Source organism: Bacillus sp. ms-22 (genome assembly GCF_009759805.1).
In the GTDB taxonomy this organism is placed as follows: domain Bacteria; phylum Bacillota; class Bacilli; order Bacillales; family Bacillaceae; genus Bacillus; species Bacillus xiamenensis.
Genome location: NZ_CP046653.1, coordinates 218,233 through 240,788, shown reverse-complemented (window position 1 = coordinate 240,788; position 22,556 = coordinate 218,233). Strand labels below are relative to the sequence as shown.

General features: G+C 41.7%; 24 protein-coding genes. 7 read left to right on the top strand and 17 right to left on the bottom strand.

Translation table 11 applies throughout. The features are described 5' to 3' along the window. Window positions 1-13: 13 nt before the first annotated feature. From GPA07_RS01335 to GPA07_RS01310, 6 genes are all read right to left on the bottom strand, one after another. Window positions 14-223: a hypothetical protein gene (locus GPA07_RS01335; RefSeq protein ID WP_008359151.1), complete on the bottom strand. Its 210-nt coding sequence runs from the start codon at window positions 221-223 to the stop codon at window positions 14-16. Window positions 224-237: 14 nt separating this feature from the next. Continuing rightward, the gene (locus GPA07_RS01330; protein WP_157291899.1) at window positions 238-1,371 is read right to left on the bottom strand and encodes a DUF418 domain-containing protein; all 1,134 of its coding nucleotides are present in this window, start codon (window positions 1,369-1,371) and stop codon (window positions 238-240) included. Between the two features lie 131 nt (window positions 1,372-1,502). Next, window positions 1,503-2,798 carry an adenylosuccinate synthase gene (locus GPA07_RS01325; protein ID WP_071168286.1) on the bottom strand — a complete coding sequence of 432 codons (1,296 nt, stop codon included), beginning with the start codon at window positions 2,796-2,798 and terminating at the stop codon, window positions 1,503-1,505. A 530-nt stretch (window positions 2,799-3,328) separates the two neighbouring features. Further along, entirely contained in the window at window positions 3,329-3,742 is a 414-nt protein-coding gene (locus GPA07_RS01320; protein ID WP_008359145.1) for a VOC family protein, read from the bottom strand. Window positions 3,743-3,872: 130 nt separating this feature from the next. Next, window positions 3,873-5,237 carry a replicative DNA helicase gene (gene dnaB / locus GPA07_RS01315; protein WP_003214779.1) on the bottom strand — a complete coding sequence of 455 codons (1,365 nt, stop codon included), beginning with the start codon at window positions 5,235-5,237 and terminating at the stop codon, window positions 3,873-3,875. A 282-nt stretch (window positions 5,238-5,519) separates the two neighbouring features. Next, window positions 5,520-6,377, bottom strand: a complete 858-nt coding sequence (locus GPA07_RS01310; RefSeq protein WP_157291898.1) for a hypothetical protein — start codon at window positions 6,375-6,377, stop codon at window positions 5,520-5,522. Window positions 6,378-6,486: 109 nt separating this feature from the next. Here GPA07_RS01310 and GPA07_RS01305 point away from each other — a divergent pair, with 109 nt between their 5' ends. Continuing rightward, entirely contained in the window at window positions 6,487-7,407 is a 921-nt protein-coding gene (locus GPA07_RS01305) for a DUF4885 family protein (RefSeq protein ID WP_157291897.1), read from the top strand. Window positions 7,408-7,588: 181 nt separating this feature from the next. Continuing rightward, entirely contained in the window at window positions 7,589-7,723 is a 135-nt protein-coding gene (locus GPA07_RS18975; RefSeq protein WP_269779706.1) for a hypothetical protein, read from the top strand. Window positions 7,724-7,877: 154 nt separating this feature from the next. Here the strand turns inward: GPA07_RS18975 and GPA07_RS01300 are convergent, their stop codons facing one another. Next, window positions 7,878-8,366 (bottom strand): GNAT family N-acetyltransferase, encoded by a 489-nt coding sequence (locus GPA07_RS01300; RefSeq protein WP_157291896.1) that lies wholly within the window; start codon window positions 8,364-8,366, stop codon window positions 7,878-7,880. A 101-nt stretch (window positions 8,367-8,467) separates the two neighbouring features. Between GPA07_RS01300 and GPA07_RS01295 the strand changes: the two genes are divergently transcribed. Further along, on the top strand, window positions 8,468-8,614 hold the full coding sequence (locus GPA07_RS01295; protein WP_075612225.1) for a YycC family protein: 147 nt from the start codon (window positions 8,468-8,470) through the stop codon (window positions 8,612-8,614). Window positions 8,615-8,636: 22 nt separating this feature from the next. Then, a complete protein-coding gene (locus GPA07_RS01290; protein WP_157291895.1) occupies window positions 8,637-9,851 on the top strand; it encodes a CynX/NimT family MFS transporter in 1,215 nt (404 codons plus the stop codon). 43 nt (window positions 9,852-9,894) lie between these two features. On the opposite strand, the gene rplI is transcribed toward GPA07_RS01290, so the two are convergent. From rplI to GPA07_RS01275, 3 genes are read right to left on the bottom strand one after another with little or no spacing between them, the layout of a single operon-like run. Beyond that, on the bottom strand, window positions 9,895-10,344 hold the full coding sequence (rplI, locus tag GPA07_RS01285; protein WP_008359128.1) for a 50S ribosomal protein L9: 450 nt from the start codon (window positions 10,342-10,344) through the stop codon (window positions 9,895-9,897). After that, window positions 10,341-12,320, bottom strand: coding sequence for a DHH family phosphoesterase (locus GPA07_RS01280; RefSeq protein ID WP_008359126.1), 1,980 nt, complete (start codon window positions 12,318-12,320; stop codon window positions 10,341-10,343). Before GPA07_RS01280 ends, rplI begins: the two co-directional genes overlap by 4 nt. 30 nt (window positions 12,321-12,350) lie before the next feature. Next, window positions 12,351-13,289 carry a YybS family protein gene (locus tag GPA07_RS01275; RefSeq protein ID WP_157291894.1) on the bottom strand — a complete coding sequence of 313 codons (939 nt, stop codon included), beginning with the start codon at window positions 13,287-13,289 and terminating at the stop codon, window positions 12,351-12,353. Between the two features lie 302 nt (window positions 13,290-13,591). Here GPA07_RS01275 and GPA07_RS01270 point away from each other — a divergent pair, with 302 nt between their 5' ends. Then, a complete protein-coding gene (locus GPA07_RS01270; protein ID WP_008359122.1) occupies window positions 13,592-14,518 on the top strand; it encodes a manganese-dependent inorganic pyrophosphatase in 927 nt (308 codons plus the stop codon). Window positions 14,519-14,586: 68 nt separating this feature from the next. On the opposite strand, the gene GPA07_RS01265 is transcribed toward GPA07_RS01270, so the two are convergent. The 3 genes from GPA07_RS01265 to GPA07_RS01255 all read right to left on the bottom strand — a co-directional run bounded on the left by GPA07_RS01265 (window position 14,587) and on the right by GPA07_RS01255 (window position 16,741). Beyond that, the gene (locus tag GPA07_RS01265; protein WP_071168279.1) at window positions 14,587-15,441 is read right to left on the bottom strand and encodes an anti-sigma-V factor RsiV; all 855 of its coding nucleotides are present in this window, start codon (window positions 15,439-15,441) and stop codon (window positions 14,587-14,589) included. Next, on the bottom strand, window positions 15,442-15,936 hold the full coding sequence (locus tag GPA07_RS01260; protein ID WP_008359119.1) for an RNA polymerase sigma factor SigV: 495 nt from the start codon (window positions 15,934-15,936) through the stop codon (window positions 15,442-15,444). Window positions 15,937-16,081: 145 nt separating this feature from the next. Further along, window positions 16,082-16,741: a hypothetical protein gene (locus tag GPA07_RS01255; RefSeq protein ID WP_157291893.1), complete on the bottom strand. Its 660-nt coding sequence runs from the start codon at window positions 16,739-16,741 to the stop codon at window positions 16,082-16,084. 196 nt (window positions 16,742-16,937) lie between these two features. On the opposite strand from GPA07_RS01255, the gene katX reads away from it, so the two are divergent. Both katX and GPA07_RS01245 read left to right on the top strand, forming a co-directional pair. Next, complete coding sequence (katX, locus tag GPA07_RS01250) at window positions 16,938-18,437, top strand: catalase KatX (protein WP_232532133.1); 1,500 nt, start codon at window positions 16,938-16,940, stop codon at window positions 18,435-18,437. Between the two features lie 117 nt (window positions 18,438-18,554). Further along, window positions 18,555-19,708, top strand: a protein-coding gene (locus tag GPA07_RS01245; RefSeq protein ID WP_157291892.1) for an IS3 family transposase whose coding sequence is annotated in 2 segments (ribosomal slippage) — window positions 18,555-18,828 and window positions 18,828-19,708 — 1,155 coding nt in all. Because the reading frame shifts where the segments join, the coding sequence is not laid out codon by codon here. 70 nt (window positions 19,709-19,778) lie between these two features. Here the strand turns inward: GPA07_RS01245 and wrbA are convergent. The 4 genes from wrbA to rpsR all read right to left on the bottom strand — a co-directional run bounded on the left by wrbA (window position 19,779) and on the right by rpsR (window position 22,528). After that, window positions 19,779-20,402, bottom strand: a complete 624-nt coding sequence (gene wrbA / locus GPA07_RS01240; RefSeq protein ID WP_051009120.1) for an NAD(P)H:quinone oxidoreductase — start codon at window positions 20,400-20,402, stop codon at window positions 19,779-19,781. 59 nt (window positions 20,403-20,461) lie between these two features. Next, entirely contained in the window at window positions 20,462-21,073 is a 612-nt protein-coding gene (locus tag GPA07_RS01235) for an alpha/beta hydrolase (protein WP_157291891.1), read from the bottom strand. After that, a complete protein-coding gene (locus GPA07_RS01230; RefSeq protein WP_198303833.1) occupies window positions 21,070-22,056 on the bottom strand; it encodes a ring-cleaving dioxygenase in 987 nt (328 codons plus the stop codon). The genes GPA07_RS01235 and GPA07_RS01230 overlap by 4 nt, the downstream gene beginning before the upstream one ends. Window positions 22,057-22,288: 232 nt before the next feature. Further along, entirely contained in the window at window positions 22,289-22,528 is a 240-nt protein-coding gene (gene rpsR, locus GPA07_RS01225; protein WP_008359105.1) for a 30S ribosomal protein S18, read from the bottom strand. Between the last annotated feature and the right edge of the window lie 28 nt (window positions 22,529-22,556).

The window sequence follows — 22,556 nt, the reverse complement described above, 5'->3', positions numbered from 1 at the left end:
GAGGGCTTCTTTTTTATGAATGTCTTTTGTTAAATAGCCAATCTGCGGCGAAAAACACAAGGAGACCCGCCATTAAAATCACAAACGTGACGGGTGGTCTGTCACCTTGAAAAAAAGCGTACAACGCATGTCCTCCTAATGCCAGAAGATAAAAAACAAACGCCGGCACTGCTGCTTGATGTGCGTTCACTTCTTCTCTTTTCGTCATTTTTTTAAAAAACATTGAGTCTATCTCCTTTATGATGCTTTCTTCATCGTCACCCGGCGAAGTGCCCGCGATCGAATATATTCCATTGGTCCCATTCGCCAGACGTTTAAGCAGCATGCCGAAATGGCAATTTGCAGCAAGGAGATCAACAGCCATGCCAAGACGATGAGAGGTGCGTTGATTTGACCGCCAAGCCCCAATCCCCAGCTGTAAAAAAGGATAGAGCAGATGACATTTTGCAGGATGTAACAGCTAAGTGCCATTTTCCCTACATATTCAAACCAAGTCCACATGAACCAAGATTCCGTTCGCGCCAAAAGCTTCGCCATGACAGCGATATAGAAAATAGAAAGGAATGGAGAGAACACATAGCGCACCACGAATTCCACTATTTCATTTGGTACGAAGACGAGCGCATTCAGCGGCAGTCCAATCCACAAACCCATTCTGAACAATGTTTTCCGCAGAGTTTGCCCACGCTCATTTGCATAAAATACACCGGCTCTCATCATCCGCACACCTAATAAAAACAAAAAGGTATTCATTGGGATAATAAAGATTGCTTCTTCTCGGTACATCAAAAAGTGCTGTAATCGGTCTTGAACTTGAGATATCCATGTCTCCGGCAGTTGTTCTTCGTACGCTGGTTCACTGCTCTCGTCATAGGATTCAGTTTCCAATTCAGAGAAAGAAAATACAACGAGAAAAGCCGTCACCAACAAATGAATGACACCCGAGACAATCATGCCTTTTTTGATGCGCCGACTCCCTCCACGGACAATAAACGCCACAAGCAAACCCGTGATGGCGTAACTCATGAGCACATCATATTCCATCACTAGCGCAAAATGGACAAAGCCTTCAATCAATAAAAATAAAAGAATCCATAAATATGTACCCGGCCAAGTCGTATTTTTTCTTTTCGCCTGCTGATATTTCAGCTCTAGCCCTACACCAAACATGATCGTGAGCAGCGATAGCATTTTGCCATAAACGAACATAGAGACAAGACTTTCAAGAAAACTGCCATTCTCATATTCATCCGCAATCTGATCTGTTGCAAAGGTATCCCCTGCGTATGCGAAAAACCAGACGTTCGTACCCAATGTGCCTAATATCGCAAAACCTCGTAAAATATCTAATAATCGTATTCTTTCTTTCACTAGAACGCTCCTTCCCTTTTATACAGTTATCATATTTTGGTAATGACGGGAAGTCCGTTCCGTTGAAATTAAGGAACATTTAAACAAAAAAACACCAGTAAAATGTGTGATTTTACTGGTGTCTGATCAGTCTATAATGATGGACGGTACACGCTGCGGACAACGTTCGTTTGGGAACGGTCTGGTCCGACTGAGAAAATAGAAAGTGGAATACCTGTTAATTGTGAAATGCGCTCTAAATAATGGCGGGCATTTGCAGGCAGTTCACTTAAATTCTTCACACCTGTAATATCCTCTGTCCAACCTGGCATTTCTTCAAAGACAGGTTCACATTTCGCTAATTCCTTTAGACTTGCTGGGAACTCTTCAGTGATTTCTCCGTTTAATTTATAAGCGACACAGATTTTCAATTTCTCAATCCCTGTCAGTACGTCGATGGAGTTAAGAGATAAATCTGTAATTCCGCTCACACGGCGCGCATGACGGACAACCACACTGTCAAACCAGCCAACACGGCGCGGGCGGCCAGTTGTCGTACCGTATTCACGGCCAACTTCACGGATTTGATCGCCAATTTCATCATGAAGTTCTGTCGGGAATGGGCCATCACCAACACGAGTTGTGTAAGCTTTTGATACGCCAACCACATGTTGAATTTTCGTAGGACCTACACCAGAACCAATCGTCACGCCTCCAGCCACTGGGTTAGATGACGTCACGAACGGATATGTCCCTTGATCGATATCAAGCATAACGCCTTGTGCCCCTTCAAAAAGAACACGGCGGCCTTCATCTAGAGCATCGTTCAATACAACAGATGTGTCCACGACATATTTTTTCACTTGCTGACCATATTCATAATACTCATCTAAAATATCTTCAATTTTGAAGCCTTCTGTGTCGTACATTTTCTCTAAAAGACGATTTTTCTCTTCTAGATTACGTGCAAGCTTCTCTTCAAATACTTCACGGTCTAATAGATCTGCGATGCGGATTCCGACGCGGGCAGCTTTGTCCATATAAGCTGGTCCAATTCCTTTTTTCGTCGTACCGATCTTATTAGCCCCTTTCCGATCTTCTTCTACCTCGTCCAATTTTAAATGATAAGGCAGAATGACATGGGCTCTATTGCTGATTCTGAGGTTATCTGTACTCACATTCCGTTCGTGAAGATACGCAAGCTCAGTGACCAACGCTTTAGGATCAACCACCATTCCATTACCGATGACGCAAGTTTTCTCTTTATAAAAAATACCAGACGGAATGAGGTGTAGCTTGTAAGTCACTCCATCAAATTTGATTGTGTGACCTGCATTGTTTCCCCCTTGATAACGGGCAATCACCTCTGCATTTTCTGAAAGGAAATCGGTAATTTTCCCTTTCCCTTCGTCACCCCACTGCGTACCTACTACGACTACTGAAGACATATCGTGCACCTCCGTTAACCTTTCAAAACGTTATCTCTTTCAAACACATTTATTTTATCAATGCACAACGAAAAAGTCAACGCGAAATCCGAACATTAATATCTCGAAATCAAATTTTGTTCGTTTTACATGTGAAGAAAAGCGCTTTAATGGCTCCTTCCACGCTTAAAAAGGGAGATTTCGAGCAAAACAACTGTTTTATCGTTTCACACTGCTTATTGATTTTTAGTCATTTGAATCATTGGGCTTGCCATGACGTCCGGTGAATGGGGTCTACCTTTCCTCAGCTGTTCCAACATAAACAGAAATCACAAATTGGCGGGTCAGGCTTTGACCCTGCAACTTCTTTAAAATGGCTGTCTGACCCTCTATGCTCCTGCAAATGCTGATAGAAACGGTACATGTTGCATGGTAGAACATGCGGGATTAAGGCGAAGCTGGGATGATCGAAATTTTTTCTGACATCATTGAAGAAAAGCAGACAGCCCTTTATCAACCAACTAAAAAACTCCCGGTCGTGGGAGTCTTTTTTAAACAGGTGTAATGCCTTCTGTATTCATGAGCACCACTCGATATCCATCTGGATCTTCAATGGTCACTCCTCCTCGATCCCAGTACGGATTAGCAGAGATCACGCGGCGTCCGCCAAATGTGATCAGCTTCTCTTTCATCTGCTGAAACTCATCTTCATCAGGAATATAGAACACAAGCAGCTGCTCAGGATGCGGAATGGGAAGGGTCTCTTCCTCCTCATGCTTTGTGATTTCTAGATGGACATGCTGGTGAGGAAGCCCAAGCATGACCCCATCATACCCTTCATGCTGATCAAATGAGCCTATTCGTTTAAGCCCTAAACCTTCTTCATAAAAGGAAACAGCCTCTTTCATGTTGACGGTGGGGCGTGCGATGCGTAATTGAGCGGCTTCGAACAGTTGAAATTTCATCCGTTATCACTCCTTTTCTCCTTTTAGTATACGCTCTCTTTTTCTCCCTCTCCTCCTCATTTCGATGGTTTTTCAGTCATTCTTTCGATGTAGATGGATCAAAAAAAAGCCCAGCTTCTTGAGCTGGGCTTTAAGCACCAGGCGGAACACCCGCATCGTCAAACCTTCTTTCCAGGTTGACGAATTTGTTATATTCTTTGACGAACGCTAGTGATACCGTGCCAACTGGACCGTTACGCTGTTTCGCAATAATAATTTCAATAATGTTCTTATTCTCTGATTCTTTGTCGTAGTAATCATCACGATAAAGGAATGCCACAATATCAGCATCCTGCTCAATACTTCCTGATTCACGAATATCAGACATCATCGGACGTTTGTCCTGACGCTGCTCTACCCCGCGGGAAAGCTGAGATAGGGCAATGACTGGCACTTCAAGTTCTCTTGCGAGTGACTTTAAAGCCCTAGAGATTTCAGATACCTCTTGCTGACGGTTATCGCTTGATCGTCCGCTTCCTTGGATCAGCTGCAAGTAGTCAATCAGAATCATGCCAAGCCCGTTTTCTTGCTTCAAACGGCGGCATTTCGAACGAATTTCACTTACTCTAATGCCTGGTGTATCGTCAATGAAAATCCCACTGTTTGATAACGAGCCCATCGCCATTGTCAGCTTACCCCAGTCCTCTTCAGTCAGATTACCGGTTCTTAGGTTTTGTGCATTGATATTCCCCTCTGCACAAAGCATACGCATGACCAGCTGTTCAGCACCCATCTCTAAACTAAAGATGGCGACACTTTCATCTGTCTTGGTTGCGACGTTTTGTGCAATGTTCAAGGCGAAGGCTGTTTTCCCTACTGACGGACGAGCCGCTACAATAATCAAGTCATTTCGCTGGAATCCAGCTGTCATCCGATCAAGCTCTGAGAAACCCGTTGGAATCCCTGTAATATCACCTTTTCGGTTATGAAGCTGTTCAATATTATCATATGTTTGAACAAGAACGTCTTTAATGTTTTGAAAAGCCCCTGAGTTTTTACGCTGAGCCACTTCCATAATGGTTTTTTCAGCGTCACTCAATAGATCTTCTACTTCATCCTCACGCGTATACCCATCCTGTGCAATGGTTGTCGCTGTACGGATCAAACGTCTTAAAATGGATTTTTCTTCTACAATTTTTGCATAGTATTCAATGTTTGCAGCAGTTGGAACAGAGTTTGCAATATCCGTTAAATACGAAATTCCGCCTACCTCTTCTAGTAAGTCTGTATTGGCAAGTTCTGATGTCACCGTGACAAGATCGACCGGTTCCCCTCTATCACCAAGTACAAGCATCGCATTGTAAATCTTTTGATGCGACATTCTATAGAAATCCTCTGGAATTAATACTTCAGAAGCGAGCGTTAGCGCAGATGGTTCTAAAAAAACAGCACCTAATACGGCCTGCTCGGCTTCTATATTTTGCGGCGGCAGCCGGTCATCGAGAAGTTCCGTCATGCCAAGCACCGTCCTTTCATAAAAAAATACGCTACTCATCATTTTAACATTTTCAGCAATAAAAAAGTGAAAAACATCGACTATAGTCAAAATTACCATGAGGAGAAATGATTGAACAGTGTCTTTTTATATATGGGGAGAAGTAGATGGATGAAAAACTAAACGCATGAATCTGGACGTAACAAAAAAGACAAAGCGCAATACACCTTGCCTTTTTTCGATCTATTTTCTTTAACACTTGCACTCATCATGAATGTTTGAGCTCATTTTTAATTCAAACGATTAGAACCCGTCTGTGACATCATATTCGTAACGGATATCGGCTTTGACATTGCTCATAGTAGATCTCGCTGTAGCTTTTGCATTGTATTTAAAGCTCCATTTTTGAGCGACTTTCAGTTGATCTTCTAGAGAAATACGATAAGAACCACTTGTTGCAGATGAATAAAGGGATTGATACCACATATCACTTTCACTAGCCATCAGTTTGTGTGTGACATTCCCTTGGTTGGGCGTTTGAGTGCTAGTTGTCGTAATTGATTTAACTACAGCGCGTTTAGGAACTGTGGAATTATTCGTTAAATCCATTGTAATGACTGAAGAGTCAACTCCTAAAAAATTTAAAGAAGAATTCCCTAAGTTCGTAGCAGTCCCTGTAAAATTGAATGTCCCATTTCCAGATTTAATACGATCTTGAATGGAAACAGTAAAATACATGTTACCGGTATATGTACCACGGGTTACTTTCACAAAATAAGTTTCTGAAGTTGAAGTCACGTCACCAGTATTTGCAAAAATAAAAGGCGTTACTGAATCAGGATTTATAACTTCGGATCCTGTCCTAGAATATTTCGAATTATACACCTCGATATTCATCCCTGTATATTGCTTATTATACGAACTTCTGACATAAACTCTTTCCCCTTTATTGATCGTAAACTGATAATACGCTTCATTTTCACCTTCAGGTAAGATTGTCGTGTCTGAACGACTATTTTTCCAATATCCCATTGAACTTGCAGTGTTAGGACTGTTATTCCCCGTAATTGCTGCTTCCGCTGAAGTAGGTGCAAAAAAACTAGTAACAAGCGCCAATAATAATGCTGGTAATAATAAACGTTTAAAGATAGTAATTGTCATATATTAACCCTCCTTGTAATAATTACTATATCGACATTAAACTAACAAATTTTAACTGAATTGCCGATATATTTAATAATCACTATTTTCTTAAAAAAGGAGAATCAAAATGAATATTAATACGTCATATACAGCCAGTTCTTCGAACAATCTGAACCAAATAGATTCTAAAGGCCAATCAGCTATTAAAAGTACAAATGAAGTGATGACCGAATCTGATAGACGGATGAAAATATTAGATGAAAAATACAAAAAAATAAATGAACAAAATAAACGATTCAAAGATCCTCAGAGTCATATATATGATAAGTATCGAAATCCATACTCTTCTTATTTCAGAAGTGATCTAACTAAAGTGGAGAGAGAAGCTGCTTATACGATGGAAATGAGTTGGGCAAGGAATAATAAAGGCGGACAATATGACTTCAATGATGCTATCTTCCGTAATGAAAAACGGTACGATCCTACCCAAGAAAGTGTAGAAAAGAAACTATTAAATCGTCAAAAGGTGAATGAACAACTGCAAGCTTTGTTTTCTACCAATGGTTTGAACATTCCTAAAAACGCCAATTTAACTTTTACCATTGACCCAAATCATTTCAAATTAGTGGTGAGTGGAGCAACTGATGAATCACTGATCAAACAAATAGAAGACATATTAAATACAAGTAACAATACAAGAGAACTATTTTTTCATATTATGAAAAGTAGAAATGATGATTCGACTCAATTCACGCCGGATTCACTTGCAAAGTTCCACCTTGTCAATCAAATCAAAACGGTGACAGGCTACAATTTAAAAGATTTAAGCATTGTAAACGGTCAATTTGTAACGGATACCGGAGCGAATATTTTTGATATCTACAAAGAAGAACTTCTGAAAAACCCATACACAGCAGAAAATGCCCGCATTGCCGCTTCACATTACGGGGCACAACTATTTGCTTTAGCCAAAAACGGGTTTGATTCTATCCCCGATTTGGTGCTATCTATTGGTTATGAAAATGGGGCTTTATATGACATTGGCTGAAGTTCACTAAACGAGGGCTTGAATCATGTATAAAAATCAACTGTAAACAAGGTGCTATGACAAAACGATCACAGCGCCTTGTTTATGTCTGTCTTTCTAAACATATTTGAAGGATTCCCTCAACAAAACAAGAATGACATAGAAGTATGAAATTGATTTTTCAAGTTGAGGAGGGCTTTATTTGCTATTTGTGGGGATTGCCATTTTAATTGTGCTTTTCTTATCAAGTACCATGATTGAGAAAAGTTTAAAAAGAATTGAAAAACAAAATGAACTCATCATAGAGCTGTTAAAAGAAAAGATCGATAAAAGCTGATTCTCAGATGAACTTTATCCTTTTTTGGAACAAGCCTCGTCTCCAAAATATGTCTATCTATGGGAAGTTAAACGAAAGAAATGAACAAGTTTACAAAAGACAGTCATCATGATCTAGTTCGTCTAAGGAATCAAGAGTGTTTCACTTTAGGCTTTTACTCTTCTCTGCACAATCTCTTGATCAAAACGATTTCATCCCTAATTGGTATCCCGTGATATCCAATTAACGGAATCTCTGGTTTTAGCATTCGTGCTTTCTCAACTGCATGATTGATGATGTGGGACAAAACAAAGCCTCTTTTTTGAAAGAACTTTAATGCGGATAAATTATCATTTGTTGTGACAAGCTTCATGAGCTTACATTTTTCTTTAGTAGCAAGTTGTTCGACTTCCTGAATTAATGCGGTCCCTATTCCTTTACCTTCTATAATGCTATCTATTGAGATGATCTCGCATTCCTGACCCTTTTTTACGTATGTAATGACCCCCGTGATTTCTCCATTTTCATTGATAACAATAAATCCATCTAATGCGCGACAATCATAAACTCCACTCGAAATGACCATTTCTGTACTTCCCCAGTGTGCTCTAAAAAAATCTATTATCATTTTTTTTGGTACATCATCCACTTTGTGAATTTTCATCATATTCCCTCCATGATAAAAAATTGTTCCCTAGTTACTTATAGAGCTATCTTCATATATGATATATTGAATCGTATAGATTGGAAAAGGGAGGTTAACATATGAGACCTTTACAAATCTCAGCCGATACCGCACAGAAGCTTGCCGCATCACTCAATGTGCCGATTGAACAAATCATGCATATGCCGCAGCATATTTTATTAGCTAAATTAGCGGAGCTTGAACAGAAGAAAGATCGTTCTTCTTAAAGACATAAAGGAGTTTATATTTATGGAACAACCACTAGAACAATCAAACAGACATCCTCGCAGTACAGGGCAAACCATTTTGCTGATTGCCGGGATTTTACTCATTGCCTTTAACCTGCGCCCTGCCATTACGTCCGTTGGCCCTGTGATTGGCGCCATTCGTTCCGATTTACAGCTTTCAAATGGACTTGCTGGTTTCCTCACGACATTACCACTGCTCTCATTCGCATTGCTATCTCCCATTGCACCTAAAATGGGAAAACGTCTTGGGAATGAACGAACACTTTGGCTTGGGCTTGCTGTCCTGCTCTTTGGGATTGTCATTCGTTCGTTTGGCACAATCACCTTTTTAATGATGGGAACGGCGCTAGTCGGCGTAGGAATTGCGATTTGTAATGTGCTCTTACCGGGGCTCGTGAAGCATAAATTCCCTGCACATGCTGGATTGATGACAAGCGTGTATACAACCTCGATGTCCGTCTTTGCTGCACTTGCATCAGGTGTCAGTGTTCCGCTCAGTCATGCGTTGCCCGGCGGCTGGAATACGTCATTTCTTGTCTGGGCTGGACTTGCGCTTGTGGCCATGATGTTTTGGGCGCCTCAGCTTCTTCATCAGAACACAGCAGCTACGAAAAGCATTTCGCTCACAGAGCAGCCGATTTGGCGTTCACGTGTCGCATGGCAGGTGACCTTTTTTATGGGCTTGCAATCATTTCTTTTCTATAGCAGCATTGCATGGTTTCCTGATATTTTGACATCTCATGGCATGAACCTCTCAACAGCTGGATGGATGCTGTCTATTATGCAGTTCGCTGGTCTGCCATCGACCTTTTTAACACCCGTTTTTGCAGAAAAATTAAAAACGCAAAGACCGCTTGTGTGCGGCCTTGTGCTCGTTTATTTATTAGGCATGATCGGTCTTCTTCTCGGAGGATCTACGCCTATTCTTGTGATCTCTGTCTTATTGATCGGGATTGGACAAGGGGCCAGTATTAGTCTTGCCCTCACACTTATTGGACTACGGACTACCCATATGGAACAAGCAGCTGCCCTTTCTGGAATGGCGCAGTCTCTCGGTTATTTATTAGCCGCTATTGGCCCTTCCATGATCGGTATTCTCTTTGATTTCAGCCATTCATGGACACCATCCATTATCATCTTTATCGTCATTTTATTCTTCATGTTCTTATCAGGCATGCGTGCCGGGCGAAATGTCTCTATATCCGATCCTTCTTAAACAGAACAGAACCCGTCTCACGAGGAGACGGGGTCTGTTCTGTTTATGCTTGTTCTGTCACATGCACCTTTAACGTTGCTTGTACTTCTGGGTGAAGCTTCACCGGTACATTTGTGTATCCTAACGCACGAATCGCATCATTCAGCTCGATTTTGCGTTTATCGAGTTTGATTTGATGATCTTTTTGCAATTTATCAGCGATTTGTTTGCTTGTAATCGATCCAAACAGACGACCGCCTTCACCTGATTTTGCAGTGAGTTCCACTGTTAACGCCTCAAGTGTTTCTTTGAGTTGTTTCGCTTGTTCAAGCTCCTGGATGGCATTCTTTTTCTCTTTGTTTTTCTGCCCTTCCAATGCACTTAGGTTCGTTGGAGTTGCTTCAACAGCTAACCCTTGTTTGATGAGAAAGTTGTGAGCGTATCCGTCAGCTACATTCTTCACTTCGCCTTTTTTCCCTTTGCCTTTTACGTCTTTTAGAAAGATCACTTTCATCTTTGAACCCCTCCTTCGAAATATTCGTCTATGGCAGCTTTTAACTTCTCTACCGCTTCTTCAATGGTTATACCATAAATCTGGGTCGCAGCGTTAGTCAAATGACCGCCGCCGTCTAATGCTTCCATAATAATTTGAACGTTGATATCCCCTAATGATCTTGCACTAATGCATACGGTGTCGTCATCTCGTCTAGCGACAGCAAATGACGCTTCCACCTCACTCATTGACAAGAGAGAATCAGCTGTCTGTGCAATCGTAATTTGATCATAATATTCAGAGCTGTCAGACGGCAATGAAGCGATCGCTACCTGGTTTTGATACAGCTCTGTATGCTGAATGAGTTTTGCCCGTTTGATGTAATGATCGACGGTTTCTTTGAGAAACTTTTGTACAAGGACAGGATCTGCCCCCTTTGCACGCAGGTAAGAAGCTGCATCGAAAGTTCTTGACCCTGTTCTCAGTGAGAAACTTTTCGTATCCACAATGATCCCAGCAAGAAGGGCGGTGGCCTCAATCATGTTAATCCGCAATTTCTTCGGCTGATACTCTAACAGCTCTGTTACAAGTTCTGCTGTAGATGAAGCATAAGGCTCCATATAGACAAGTAAAGGATCACGGATAAACTCCTCACCACGTCTATGGTGATCAATGACAACGACATTTTCAATTTTATTGAGCAGTCGTTCTTCCATGACAAGAGACGGCTTGTGTGTATCGACGACCACCAGCAATGTATCATCCTTTGCAAGCTCCATGGCTTCCTCTGGTGTGATAAAACGTGACCAAAGCTCTTCATAATTCTTAATTTCACTAATTAAGCGTTGAACACTATCCCCAATCTGATTGGCATCAATGACGATATAGCCTTCTTTCCCATTGGCCTGAGCGACCTTTAAAATACCAATTGATGCACCAATTGAGTCCATATCGGGAAACTTATGCCCCATGATCATGACATTACCGCTTTCAGATACAATTTCTTTTAATGCATGAGAAATAACCCGCGCGCGCACTCGTGTCCGTTTTTCCATTGGATTGGTTTTCCCGCCGTAGAATTTCACTTTCCCATTCGGCTGTTTAATGGCTACCTGATCCCCGCCTCGTCCGAGGGCAAGGTCAAGACTCGATTGGGCAAGCGCTCCAAGCTCTTTTAAAGATGGAACCGACGCACCGATTCCGATACTAAGGGTAAGCGTTGCGCTATGTGCCCCTGTTTTCTCACGAACCTCGTCTAAAATGGAGAACTTCGACGCTTCAAGCTCTGCTAAGATGCTCTCATTTAATACCGCCATAAATCGTTCAGATGAAATTCTTTTCAAGAAAATGCCATATTCTTGTGCCCAATTGTTTAACAGCGATGTCACTTCACTATTAATGGCGCTGCGCACTTGATCATCAAGACCTTGCGTGACATCGTCGTAATTGTCTAAAAAGATATACGATAACACCGTTCGTTCATTTTCGTACTGCCTTTCAATCTGCACCTGTTCCGTGACATCAAAGAAATATAAAAGGCGCTCGGACCGTTTAATAATGACTTTGAATTTCCGGTCATTCAGCGTCACATTCTCTGTCTCGACCTCTTGTTTAATCAGAGGCACAATTGACTCAAATGTATCGTACAAGGATCTGCCGACAAGTGTGCTTTCATGAAAGCACGAAGCGAGAAATGGATTGGTCCATTCGATATAATACTGGTCATTAAACAGCATAATACCAATTGGCATCTCCATTAATGCTTCTTCTCCAACCTTTTTGACTCGATAGGATAATGTTGAAATATATGAATCAATCTCTTTTTGCACTTGCGTATCTGCCCACTTTAAGAAGTAAAGCACACCTGCAAGGACTAAAAGACCAACCGCTCCTATGATCCAATTAAAATAAAGGTTGAGGAGGACTGTGACCACCGCAAGAACAATTAACGCGAAGATCGGATACTTGATGACAGGTTTTCTATAGAAGCTTGGCACTGATATCAACTCCTCAACATTCAGAGTGAATTATTTGTTTTTTACTTTTTCTCTTAAATCAAAGCCTATGTCAGCAATCCCTATAATTCGCACAATCACACCGATCGGCGGAAAGAAAACCGTTAACACGACAGCGAAAATGGGTACCGCTTTTGAGATGTTTTTTTCGTGGCAATAATAGAAGATAAAAGAAAAGCCCTGAATAAGCACCAGTATATATAAAATTTGAAACGCACTCGTTTGCACGAGCCATAAAAAGCTGCCTTTCTCTGACTGAATCAGCATCAAAAGCAGTGTGAGTAAATAATACCATACCATGCTTTTTGGCAGACGCATATCCTTAAATTTCTTCAGGACGGGCATGTCTGGAACAAACCGTTTGAGCAAGGGACGAACGAACCAATGATTCACAAAAGACACCATCGTGACAAAAATAAGCAGCGTGACAGGTAAAGCACTTAATGCCGTATCCTGCATCTCTCTAAACTGCTTGAGTTGTTTCGCTATGTCCTGTTCAGAAGCGCCGGATTGCTTTAAGACACTCTCTACCATCGGCATCATTTGGTCAATTGATTCTTTAGCAGCACCAAGTATATCTATCTGGAAAAGCTGGACACTGACGACAAAGTAGATGAGAAAACTGAATAAATAAATCAGCGCACCGGTAATGATGGCATTACCTGGCTGCCTCCTGCTGTAGAAAACACCCATTCCTATTCCGACAGCGATCAGTATTGGTGCACTCATCAGCCCGTTAATAGACCCAATTAAAAAGCTGATCACTATGCCAATAGCGCCAGCCGCAATTCCTTTTTTCAAGCCATGCCTGATTGTATAGAGAATGATCGGAATCGGAGCAGCTAGGCAGAAAATAATGGATAATAGCGGCACATACAAATAAAACAACGTCATCACCGCAAAAATGCTGATCATGATAGCGCCTTCTACTAACGCTTTTGTTTGTTTCACACCTTCACCTCTATCCAATCATTTGTCTATATCTTGCTCAATGTGTACTTCTATGTATACGTGCGATGTAAGCTCCGTCATATCTTGCCCCAACCTTTATTTTACCATAGCGGCAAATCGCAAGTAAAATGCAGGCTATTCTCGGAACGTTTCACGTGGAACACTTATATGGATGAGTGCATGCAAGTTTTCAGACAGCATGTTACAATTTTTTAGATTATTCTTAGCTATAAACCCTGAATTCAAGGTCAAAAGCTGTTAGAATAGAAACATCATCAATAAATGTAAGAAGGAGAATTCACATGGGAAAAACACTCGTATTCGGACACAAAAATCCTGACACAGACACGATTTGCTCTGCTATCGCTTACGCTGATCTAAAAAACAAAATCGGCACTGAGGCAGAAGCTGTCAGACTTGGAGAAATCAATGGAGAAACACAATATGCATTAGATTTCTTTAAACAAGAAGCACCGCGTCTTATTGAAACGGCTGCCAACGAAACAAAACAAGTCATTCTTGTCGATCATAACGAATTCCAGCAAAGTGTAAGCGATATTGATCAAGTACAAGTAACCGAGGTCATTGACCATCACCGCATTGCCAACTTTGAAACAAGTGAACCTCTTTACTATCGTGCTGAGCCAGTTGGCTGTACAGCAACGATCTTAAACAAAATGTACAAAGAGCATCAAGTCACAATCGAAAAAGAAATCGCTGGTTTGCTTTTATCTGCGATCATTTCTGATTCCTTACTTTTCAAATCCCCAACATGCACACAGCAAGATATTGATGCTGCGCATGAGCTGGCAAAAATCGCAGGAGTTGACCCTGAAGTATACGGTTTAGACATGCTGAAAGCAGGCGCTGACCTAAGCCAAAAAACGGTTCAAGAATTAATCACACTTGATGCAAAAGAATTTGCACTTGGGAACAGCAAAGTCGAAATTGCTCAAGTGAATACAGTGGATATCGCTGAAGTCACAGCAAGACAAGCTGACATTGAAGCAAAAATCAATGAAGTCATTACAGCGAAAGGCCTTGATCTATTTGTTCTAGTGATCACAGACATTCTAGAAAATGACTCTCTTGCGCTTGCACTTGGTGCTGAAGCAGCAAAAGTAGAAAAAGCATTTAACGTCAAGCTTGAAAACAACACGGCATTACTCAAAGGTGTCGTATCAAGAAAGAAACAAGTCGTGCCTGCACTTACGGACGCTCTTTCTTAATCAATAAAAAAAGGCTGCTGACCCGGGGACTGACCCCCGTTCAGCAGCCTTTTTTGTATGTCTTCTTTTTAATGAATATATACATCACTGACGAGAATATCCTTTAGAGCACTTGTTGGAATCGTGAATTCAACCACCCCCATGTAGCCAGGCGCCACATCATATTCGTTGAAGGAAATCACGAGCTTGCCTTTCGAATTGATATAGAAGCTTTGTTCCGGCTGGATTTTCTTAAATGGGTCCATATCCTCTTTGCCGATCCAGTAAATCTTATTGGAATCCTCTTTCATCTGTTTTTTCATTTGTTCTTTAATGTTCTCACTAATTACATCAATATAACGCTCATCTTTAAACAAGCTTGGTAATGTAAGGAGTACATGGTTCTTCTTATCAACCGTATCGTACGTCATTTCTTCTGCCGCTGAAGCCTCAGTGGTCACTTTGTACCGGCCTATTGAGAGAATTTGATCATTGTTCGTTTTCACTTCATACCCGCTCTCCACACTCAAATGGCCATTTTGATAGCCCTTGGTTTCCTTTTCAAAATCTTGATACAGCTTTTTGTTTTCAGCTAAATATTTTTGATTCAGGCTGTCTTGTAATGTCCCGTCCCCAAGCCCTGAAACGTGTGGTGTTTTGAGATCAATATTTGTTCCCTGATTGCTCTTTTTAAATTCTGTGAACGTCACGACTTTCACAAGCTCACCAATGACAGGTACCTCTGAGATCGCTCTTGCTGCCTGTGGACTGACATTCACAGTGGTCACAAAAAGAGCAGCCGCAGCGGCGAGTCCAATGGCCCATTGCTGAAAGTGTAGTCTTTTATTTTTTCGCTTCAATGTTCGTTCAACCATAGCATCATATTCTGGCGGGATAGGTATTTCTAAATATCCCTCTTTTAACTGTTCCAAATGCTTATCCATTTATATTTCCTCCTGGGATAATTCTACTTTTAAAAGCCGCAACGCCTTATATAATCTTGTTTTAATGGTGTTTTCATTTTCTTCGAGAATATGAGCAATGTCCTCTAGTTTTAAATCTTCAAAGAATCTCAATATAATGATGACCCGATACATCTCCGGCAAATCTTCTATGGCCAGTCTGACATCTTGATCCTCATAGACATCCGATTCGCCCTTTGATAAGAATTCAAGTGTGTCATCATCTGTCACCTGCACCCGCTTCTTCTTTCGTAAAAAGTCTAGCGCAGCATTCACGACGATTTTATAAAACCAGCTATGCATTTTGCTTGCATCCTCTAGTCGGTGGACAGATTTGAGTGCTTTATGAATAGCCTCTTGAACGACATCCATCGCATCTTCCGGGTTTTTGACATAGCTATAGGACAACCGATAAAAACTGTGTTTATGCTCCATGACGTAATCCGCAAATTGATCGTCTATTTTTCGTTTCTTCATTTTACAAAGAGCTCCTTTATCTTAAATGCGCATCTGTTATTTCTTACATCGGATAGACGTGCACTCTTTCAAAATAGTTTGCGCTCGATTATTTTTACCATGTCAAAGTATATCTTTCTATACAAAAAAAGCGAACCTGTTGGGTTCACTCTTTCGTAGCCGCTATTGTTTGATGAACAAAGGATTTTAGTGGAGACAGCGGATGAATGATAGAAATGCCTGTCTCCTCCTCCACCTGCTGGGCAGCGTGAACCATCGAGAGCTGCATCACACAAATATCTCCGTTTTTTTGCTTCATACATCTTTTCAGCTGCTCCTTGATTCGCTCGTCATAAGCTTGCATATGACCATCTAGGCAAAGATGAAAGGCATCCTCCATCACAACCATTTCTACTTCAACCTGCTTTTCCCGCTCTGTTGCATATGAATACAGCCGATTCATCGTGCCTTCTACTGTATCTGGGTTTGAAAACACTAACTGAAGCGTCCCTTTTTTCTCACAAATCTGCTCGAATAACGGCTCATCTATCGGAACAATCGGTTGTTTAAAAAAGTGCTGCTGATCCCCCAATGCCGCAATGTATTGAGTACACGTTAATAAGATCAGATCCGCCTCCCGCTCTTGCATCAAGCTGCTGATGGCATAGGTTTGCTGCTTGTGAACATCAAAATCGGGATCTTGTTTGGCCCGTTCCATAAATGATGAATCGACGATGTGATGCAGATCAAATCCTGTGTCATAGAAAGCGTCGTCAATGTAAGAAATATTAGATGGATGTGCGTGAAGGCAGTGCAATCGAATCATTAGGTCCGCTCCTCATAAAAGTTTTCACTCATTATATCAATCCTTGTATGAAATAGGGAGCAACATGGCCATATTGTTAGGGAGAAATTGAAGGAGGGATTCTACCTTGAAAGAAGAACAACAGCCTACATCATCTTCAGAGTCAGAAGAAACCTTGACGAATCGACAAGGTCACCCGGTAACAGATAATCAAAACATGAGAACCGTTGGGAATAGAGGACCGACTACGCTTGAAAACTACGATTTCCTAGAGAAAATCAGTCATTTTGATCGTGAACGCATCCCTGAACGTGTCGTTCACGCACGAGGTGCCGGCGCACACGGATACTTTGAAGCCTACGGTACATTCGGTGACGAACCCATTTCCACTTATACAAGAGCCAAATTATTTCAAGATAAAGGAAAAAAGACCCCTGTCTTCGTTCGATTCTCTTCTGTTATTCACGGCGGACATTCACCAGAAACTTTACGCGATCCGCGGGGATTTGCGATCAAATTTTATACAGAAGACGGCAACTGGGATCTCGTTGGGAACAATCTCAAAATTTTCTTTATTCGAGATGCTTTGAAATTCCCTGATTTGGTTCATGCCTTTAAGCCTGACCCTGTCACCAATCGTCAGGATGGAGAGCGCATTTTTGATTTCGTTTCACAATCACCTGAAGCAACACATATGGTGACATTTCTCTTCTCACCATGGGGTATTCCTGCCACATACCGGCACATGCAAGGCTCTGGCGTCCATGCCTATAAATGGGTGAATCATGAAGGAAAAGCAGTACTGGTCAAGTATCACTTTGAACCGAAGCAAGGGATTCGGAACCTGACACAAGAACAAGCCCAAGCCATTCAAGGGGAAAACTTTAATCATGCCACACAGGATTTATATGAAGCCATTGAACAAGGGGATCATCCTGAATGGGAAGTATACGCGCAAATCATGGAAGATGACACCCACCCCCATCTAGACTTTGATCCACTAGATCCGACAAAGCTCTGGTACAAGGATGATTATCCATGGAAACCGATCGGACGAATGGTGCTAAACAAAAATCCAGAAAATTATTTTGCAGAAGTGGAACAGGTTGCCTTTGGGACGGGGGTTCTTGTAGACGGATTAGATTTCTCAGATGATAAATTGCTGCAAGGACGTACCTTCTCATACTCTGATACGCAGCGATATCGTGTCGGGCCAAATTATTTACAGCTGCCGATCAATGCCCCGAAAAAGAATGTTGCCACCAATCAGCGAGATGGGCAAATGGAATATCATGTGGATCAAGGAAAAGGACAAAACCCCCATGTGAATTATGAACCGTCCATTCTCGGAGGATTAAAAGAAGCGCAGCAAGATGGAAAGGATCATACGCCTTTTGTAGAGGGTGAAGTCAAACGAGAAGCCATTGACCGCCCGAACAATTTCGGACAAGCGGGAGAAACCTATCGCCGCTTCAATGATTGGGAACGTGAGGAACTGATTAAAAACTTAGTCAACACCTTAGCTACCTGCCAAAAAGACATCCAAGACCAAATGATCGAAAACTTTACAAAAGCTGATCCTGACTATGGAAAACGTGTGGCCGATGGCTTAAAAGCCTTCAAACAAGAGGAACCAAGCGGACCAATTGGATCAACAGGCGTGGCACAGGCTGTAAACGATGCGATCAACAACAGCACACCTTCAGATCCTTATTAATGAAAAAAGAATGCAGCGGCAAGGGACTGACCCCATCAGATGAGACAAATAAAAAACACCTTCAAGTTTGAAAATGGATCGTTGTGATCCGAAATAAAACATGGAGGTGTTTTTTCTATGGGGACAAGAGTGAGTTATCCGGTTGAAGTCAAACAGAAGGCTGTAGAAATGAGATTGGCAGGCGTACCTATGAAAGAGATTATGCAAAAATTGAATATCAAGAATAAGACGCAGGTTCAGACATGGGTGAGGTGGCATAAGGCTGGGGATACACACCGGTTTGAACAGCCTGTTGGAAAACAATATACCTATGGAAAGGGTCCTGAGTACTCTTCCGAATTAGAGAGACTTCAGGCAGAAAATCGCTATTTGAGTCAACAGAATGAAGTTTTAAAAAAGTACAACGAATTGGAAAGGAAGTTGATAAGGAAACGTCAATCAAACTGGTAGAAGAATTGTGCGAAACGATGACGATACAGGACATCTGTTTCCATTTAGGTATCTCACGCACTTCGTACTATAGATGGAAAAAGGATCTGACTCAGAATCACTCTAAAAGACAACTAGAGAAACAGGTCGGCACGTTGTGCCGAGAGCACAAGTATCGATATGGTTATCGAAAAATCACCGCCATACTAAAAATGAGCATGCGTATTAACCATAAAACTGTTCAACGTATCATGCAGAAAAACCAGTGGCAATGCCGAGTTAAAATGAAAAAGCGTAAGAAGAATGGGCAGCCCTATGCCGTGGCTGGTAATATACTGGATCGGAACTTTCAGTCTGATCGCCCTCTTGAAAAACTAGTAACGGACATCACGTATTTGCCTTATGGACAGAAACAATTGTACCTTTCCAGTATATTGGATTTATATAATGGAGAAGTGATTGCTTTTACGATTGGTGATAAGCAGGACTCAGACTTTATCTTAAACACACTTAATCAGCTCCCATCACTGCCTGAGAACTGCGTGTTACATAGCGACCAAGGTTCTGTGTATACATCTTACGAGTATCAGAAAGCTGTTCATAAGAAAGGCATTACCATGAGCATGTCCCGTAAAGGGACGCCCGCTGATAATGCCTCCATCGAATCGTTTCATTCCTCACTAAAGTCTGAAACGTTCTATCTTAACAGGATTGATCGAACTACGAACACCATTGTAGAACGCACTGTCAAAGAATACATTTATTATTATAACAACATTCGTATTCAAACGAAACTAAACAACCAATCACCGATAAACTATCGGCAACTGGCTGTTTCGTAAAGGTGTTTTGATCCCTGTCTCAAAAACGGGGGTCAGTCCCGCAAGGCTGCATTCTTTTTTTATACATCTATTAAGCGTTTTGACCTTTTTTGATCCATTCTGCCACATTCACTGTACGTTTCGCCTGATGTTTCACGGCAGCTTCTGCATCCTCTTGAATCTTGCCATTTTGGTCCACAGTGACACTCACACCGTAAGGGTTACCCCCTGCGCCGTATAGGGAATCATCTGTGTATCCAGGAGCGGCAATAATAGCTCCCCAGTGGAACATGGTTGTATAAAGGCTTAGAACTGTCTGCTCCTGTCCGCCATTTGGATTTTGTGCAGATGTCATCGCACTCACTGCTTTGTTTGCCAATTTGCCTTGGAACCACAAACCGCCTGTTGTATCTAAGAATTGCTTCATTTGAGCCGGTAAGTTACCGAAACGTGTCGGCATGCTGAAAATAATGGCATCTGCCCACTCTAAGTCACTTAACTGAACCTCAGGGACATCTTTTGTTTCATCTAAATGTGCTTTCCATGCTGGATTTGATGCAACAACTGATTCTGGTGCCAATTCAGGAACCTTTAATATTTTGACTTCAGCGCCAGCTTCTTTCGCACCAGCCTCAGCCCATTTCGCCATCTGATAGTTTGTACCTGTTGAACTATAATAAATAATCGCTAGTTTTACGTTTTCCACTTGTTCCATCTCCTTTTGTTTGGTTTGCCCAAAAAGCTTCTGTAAAAATCCCACCTGTATTCCCCACCTTATTTAAATTGACGACGATACCACAATGCCGCAGCATCGACTTCTTCTCTCGTTAGCTGATGTCCACGATTTTCCCAATGAAGCGTTACGGATGCTCCCGCCTCCTGAAGCAGTTGCTCCAGTTCCTGAGATTCCTCTGGACGGCACATTGGATCATTTTCACCAGCTGCTATAAAGACTTGTTTCCCCACTAATGAAGGTAATGAAACCCCTCGTCTTGGGACCATTGGATGATGCAGGATCGCTCCTTTCAGCGCATCTCCGTAATGGAATAACAGACTTCCAGCAATATTCGCCCCGTTTGAATAGCCGATGGCTACAACATTGTGACGATCAAATCCATACTTATCTGCTGCTTCCCCGATAAATGTATATAATTCCTCTGTACGCTCAATTAAATCTTGCTCATCAAAAACACCCTCTGCCAAACGCCTGAAAAAGCGCGGCATGCCGTTTTCTAACACATTTCCTCTTACACTAAGAACAGATGCGTCAGGATCTACCACCTCTGCAAGCGGCAATAAATCATGTTCTGTCCCGCCAGTTCCATGCAGCAGGAGCAGGACCGGTTTTTGTTCATTCTTTCCTTTTTGAAAAAGATGCTTCATCATGAATCTCCTTTCCCTTTTATTTCTCTTACCTCAATCGGAAGCACGATTTGTTCAATCTGACTGCGCTGCTCCTCATATTGCGGCGGCAGTTTCAACGCTGCACCCATTGTTTCCACAGATTCATCATGTGCAAAACCTGGGGGATCGGTCGCAATCTCAAATAATATGCCGCCAAGCTCTCGAAAATAAATGGAATTGAAGTAATTTCGGTCTTGCACAGGTGTCACTTGGTACCCGCTTTGCGCAATATGTCTTTGCCAATCTAATTGATCCTGATCATCTGTTGCTCTCCACGCAATATGATGTACAACACCCACGCCCATACGGCCTCGTGCAACAGGTGTCTTTTTCACATCAATAACATTCCCAATATCACCGAACGAACGGAATCTCACATAACCCTCATCTTCGCCGACTCGTTCAAGCCCCATCGTTTGCTCTAACAGCTGCATTGTTTGCTCCGGCTGTGATGTGAATAAAATAGCTCCCCCAAACCCTTTAATCGCTGCATCTGGAGTGACCCCATTAAATGTCCACTCATTTGGCTTTCCTTCCTCACGCTCTACAAGCTCAATCAACAAGCCGTGCGGATCTTCAAATGAGAGAAAGGCCTCACCAAAGCGTTCAACCGTTTGATAAGAAACATCAAACTGCTCAAGACGTTCCTTCCAGAAAGAGAACGCGCCTGTCGGTACGACATAGGTTGTCACACCGACTTGGCCTGCTCCAATTTGTCCCTTTTGTGCGCCTGGCCAAGGGAAAAACGTAATAATGGTACCTGGAGATCCCTCTTCATTCCCAAAATATAAATGATAGGTGCCAGGATCATCAAAATTCACGGTCTTCTTCACAAGACGGAGACCTAAAACACCTGCATAAAAATCAACGTTCTCCTGAGGATGACCCACGATGGCTGTAATATGGTGAATTCCTTCTGTTTTCTTCACCTCTAATGACCTCCTAATACAAGTAACTCTATTCATTATGTCTTAACTGATGCCTTTATATTATCTCGAATTCGAGATATTAAACCAAAAAAATATATTTATCTCGAATTAAGGATATGATGTTTTTAAATAAATGTCAACGATTTTTGTTTTTTCTTTTTAAAAAAACAGGGTCACTATACAAATAGCAGACCTGCTTTTCTTTTGATCTATTTTATTTAATAAAAAAAGCGAAGAGCTCAAGGCTCTTCGCTTTTAAGTCAACGACTTACTCACCAGTCACGTATGGAAGTAATGCCATTTGACGTGATCTTTTGATCGCTAAAGTCAATTTACGTTGATACTTAGCGCTAGTTCCTGTTACACGACGAGGTAAAATTTTACCACGCTCAGAAACAAACTTTCTAAGAAGATCAACATCTTTGTAATCGATGTGCGTGATACCGTTAGAAGTAAAGAAACATACTTTACGACGTTTCGCACGACCGCCTCTGCGTCCACCTGCCATTTGTTTTCACACCTTTCCTTTAGTTATT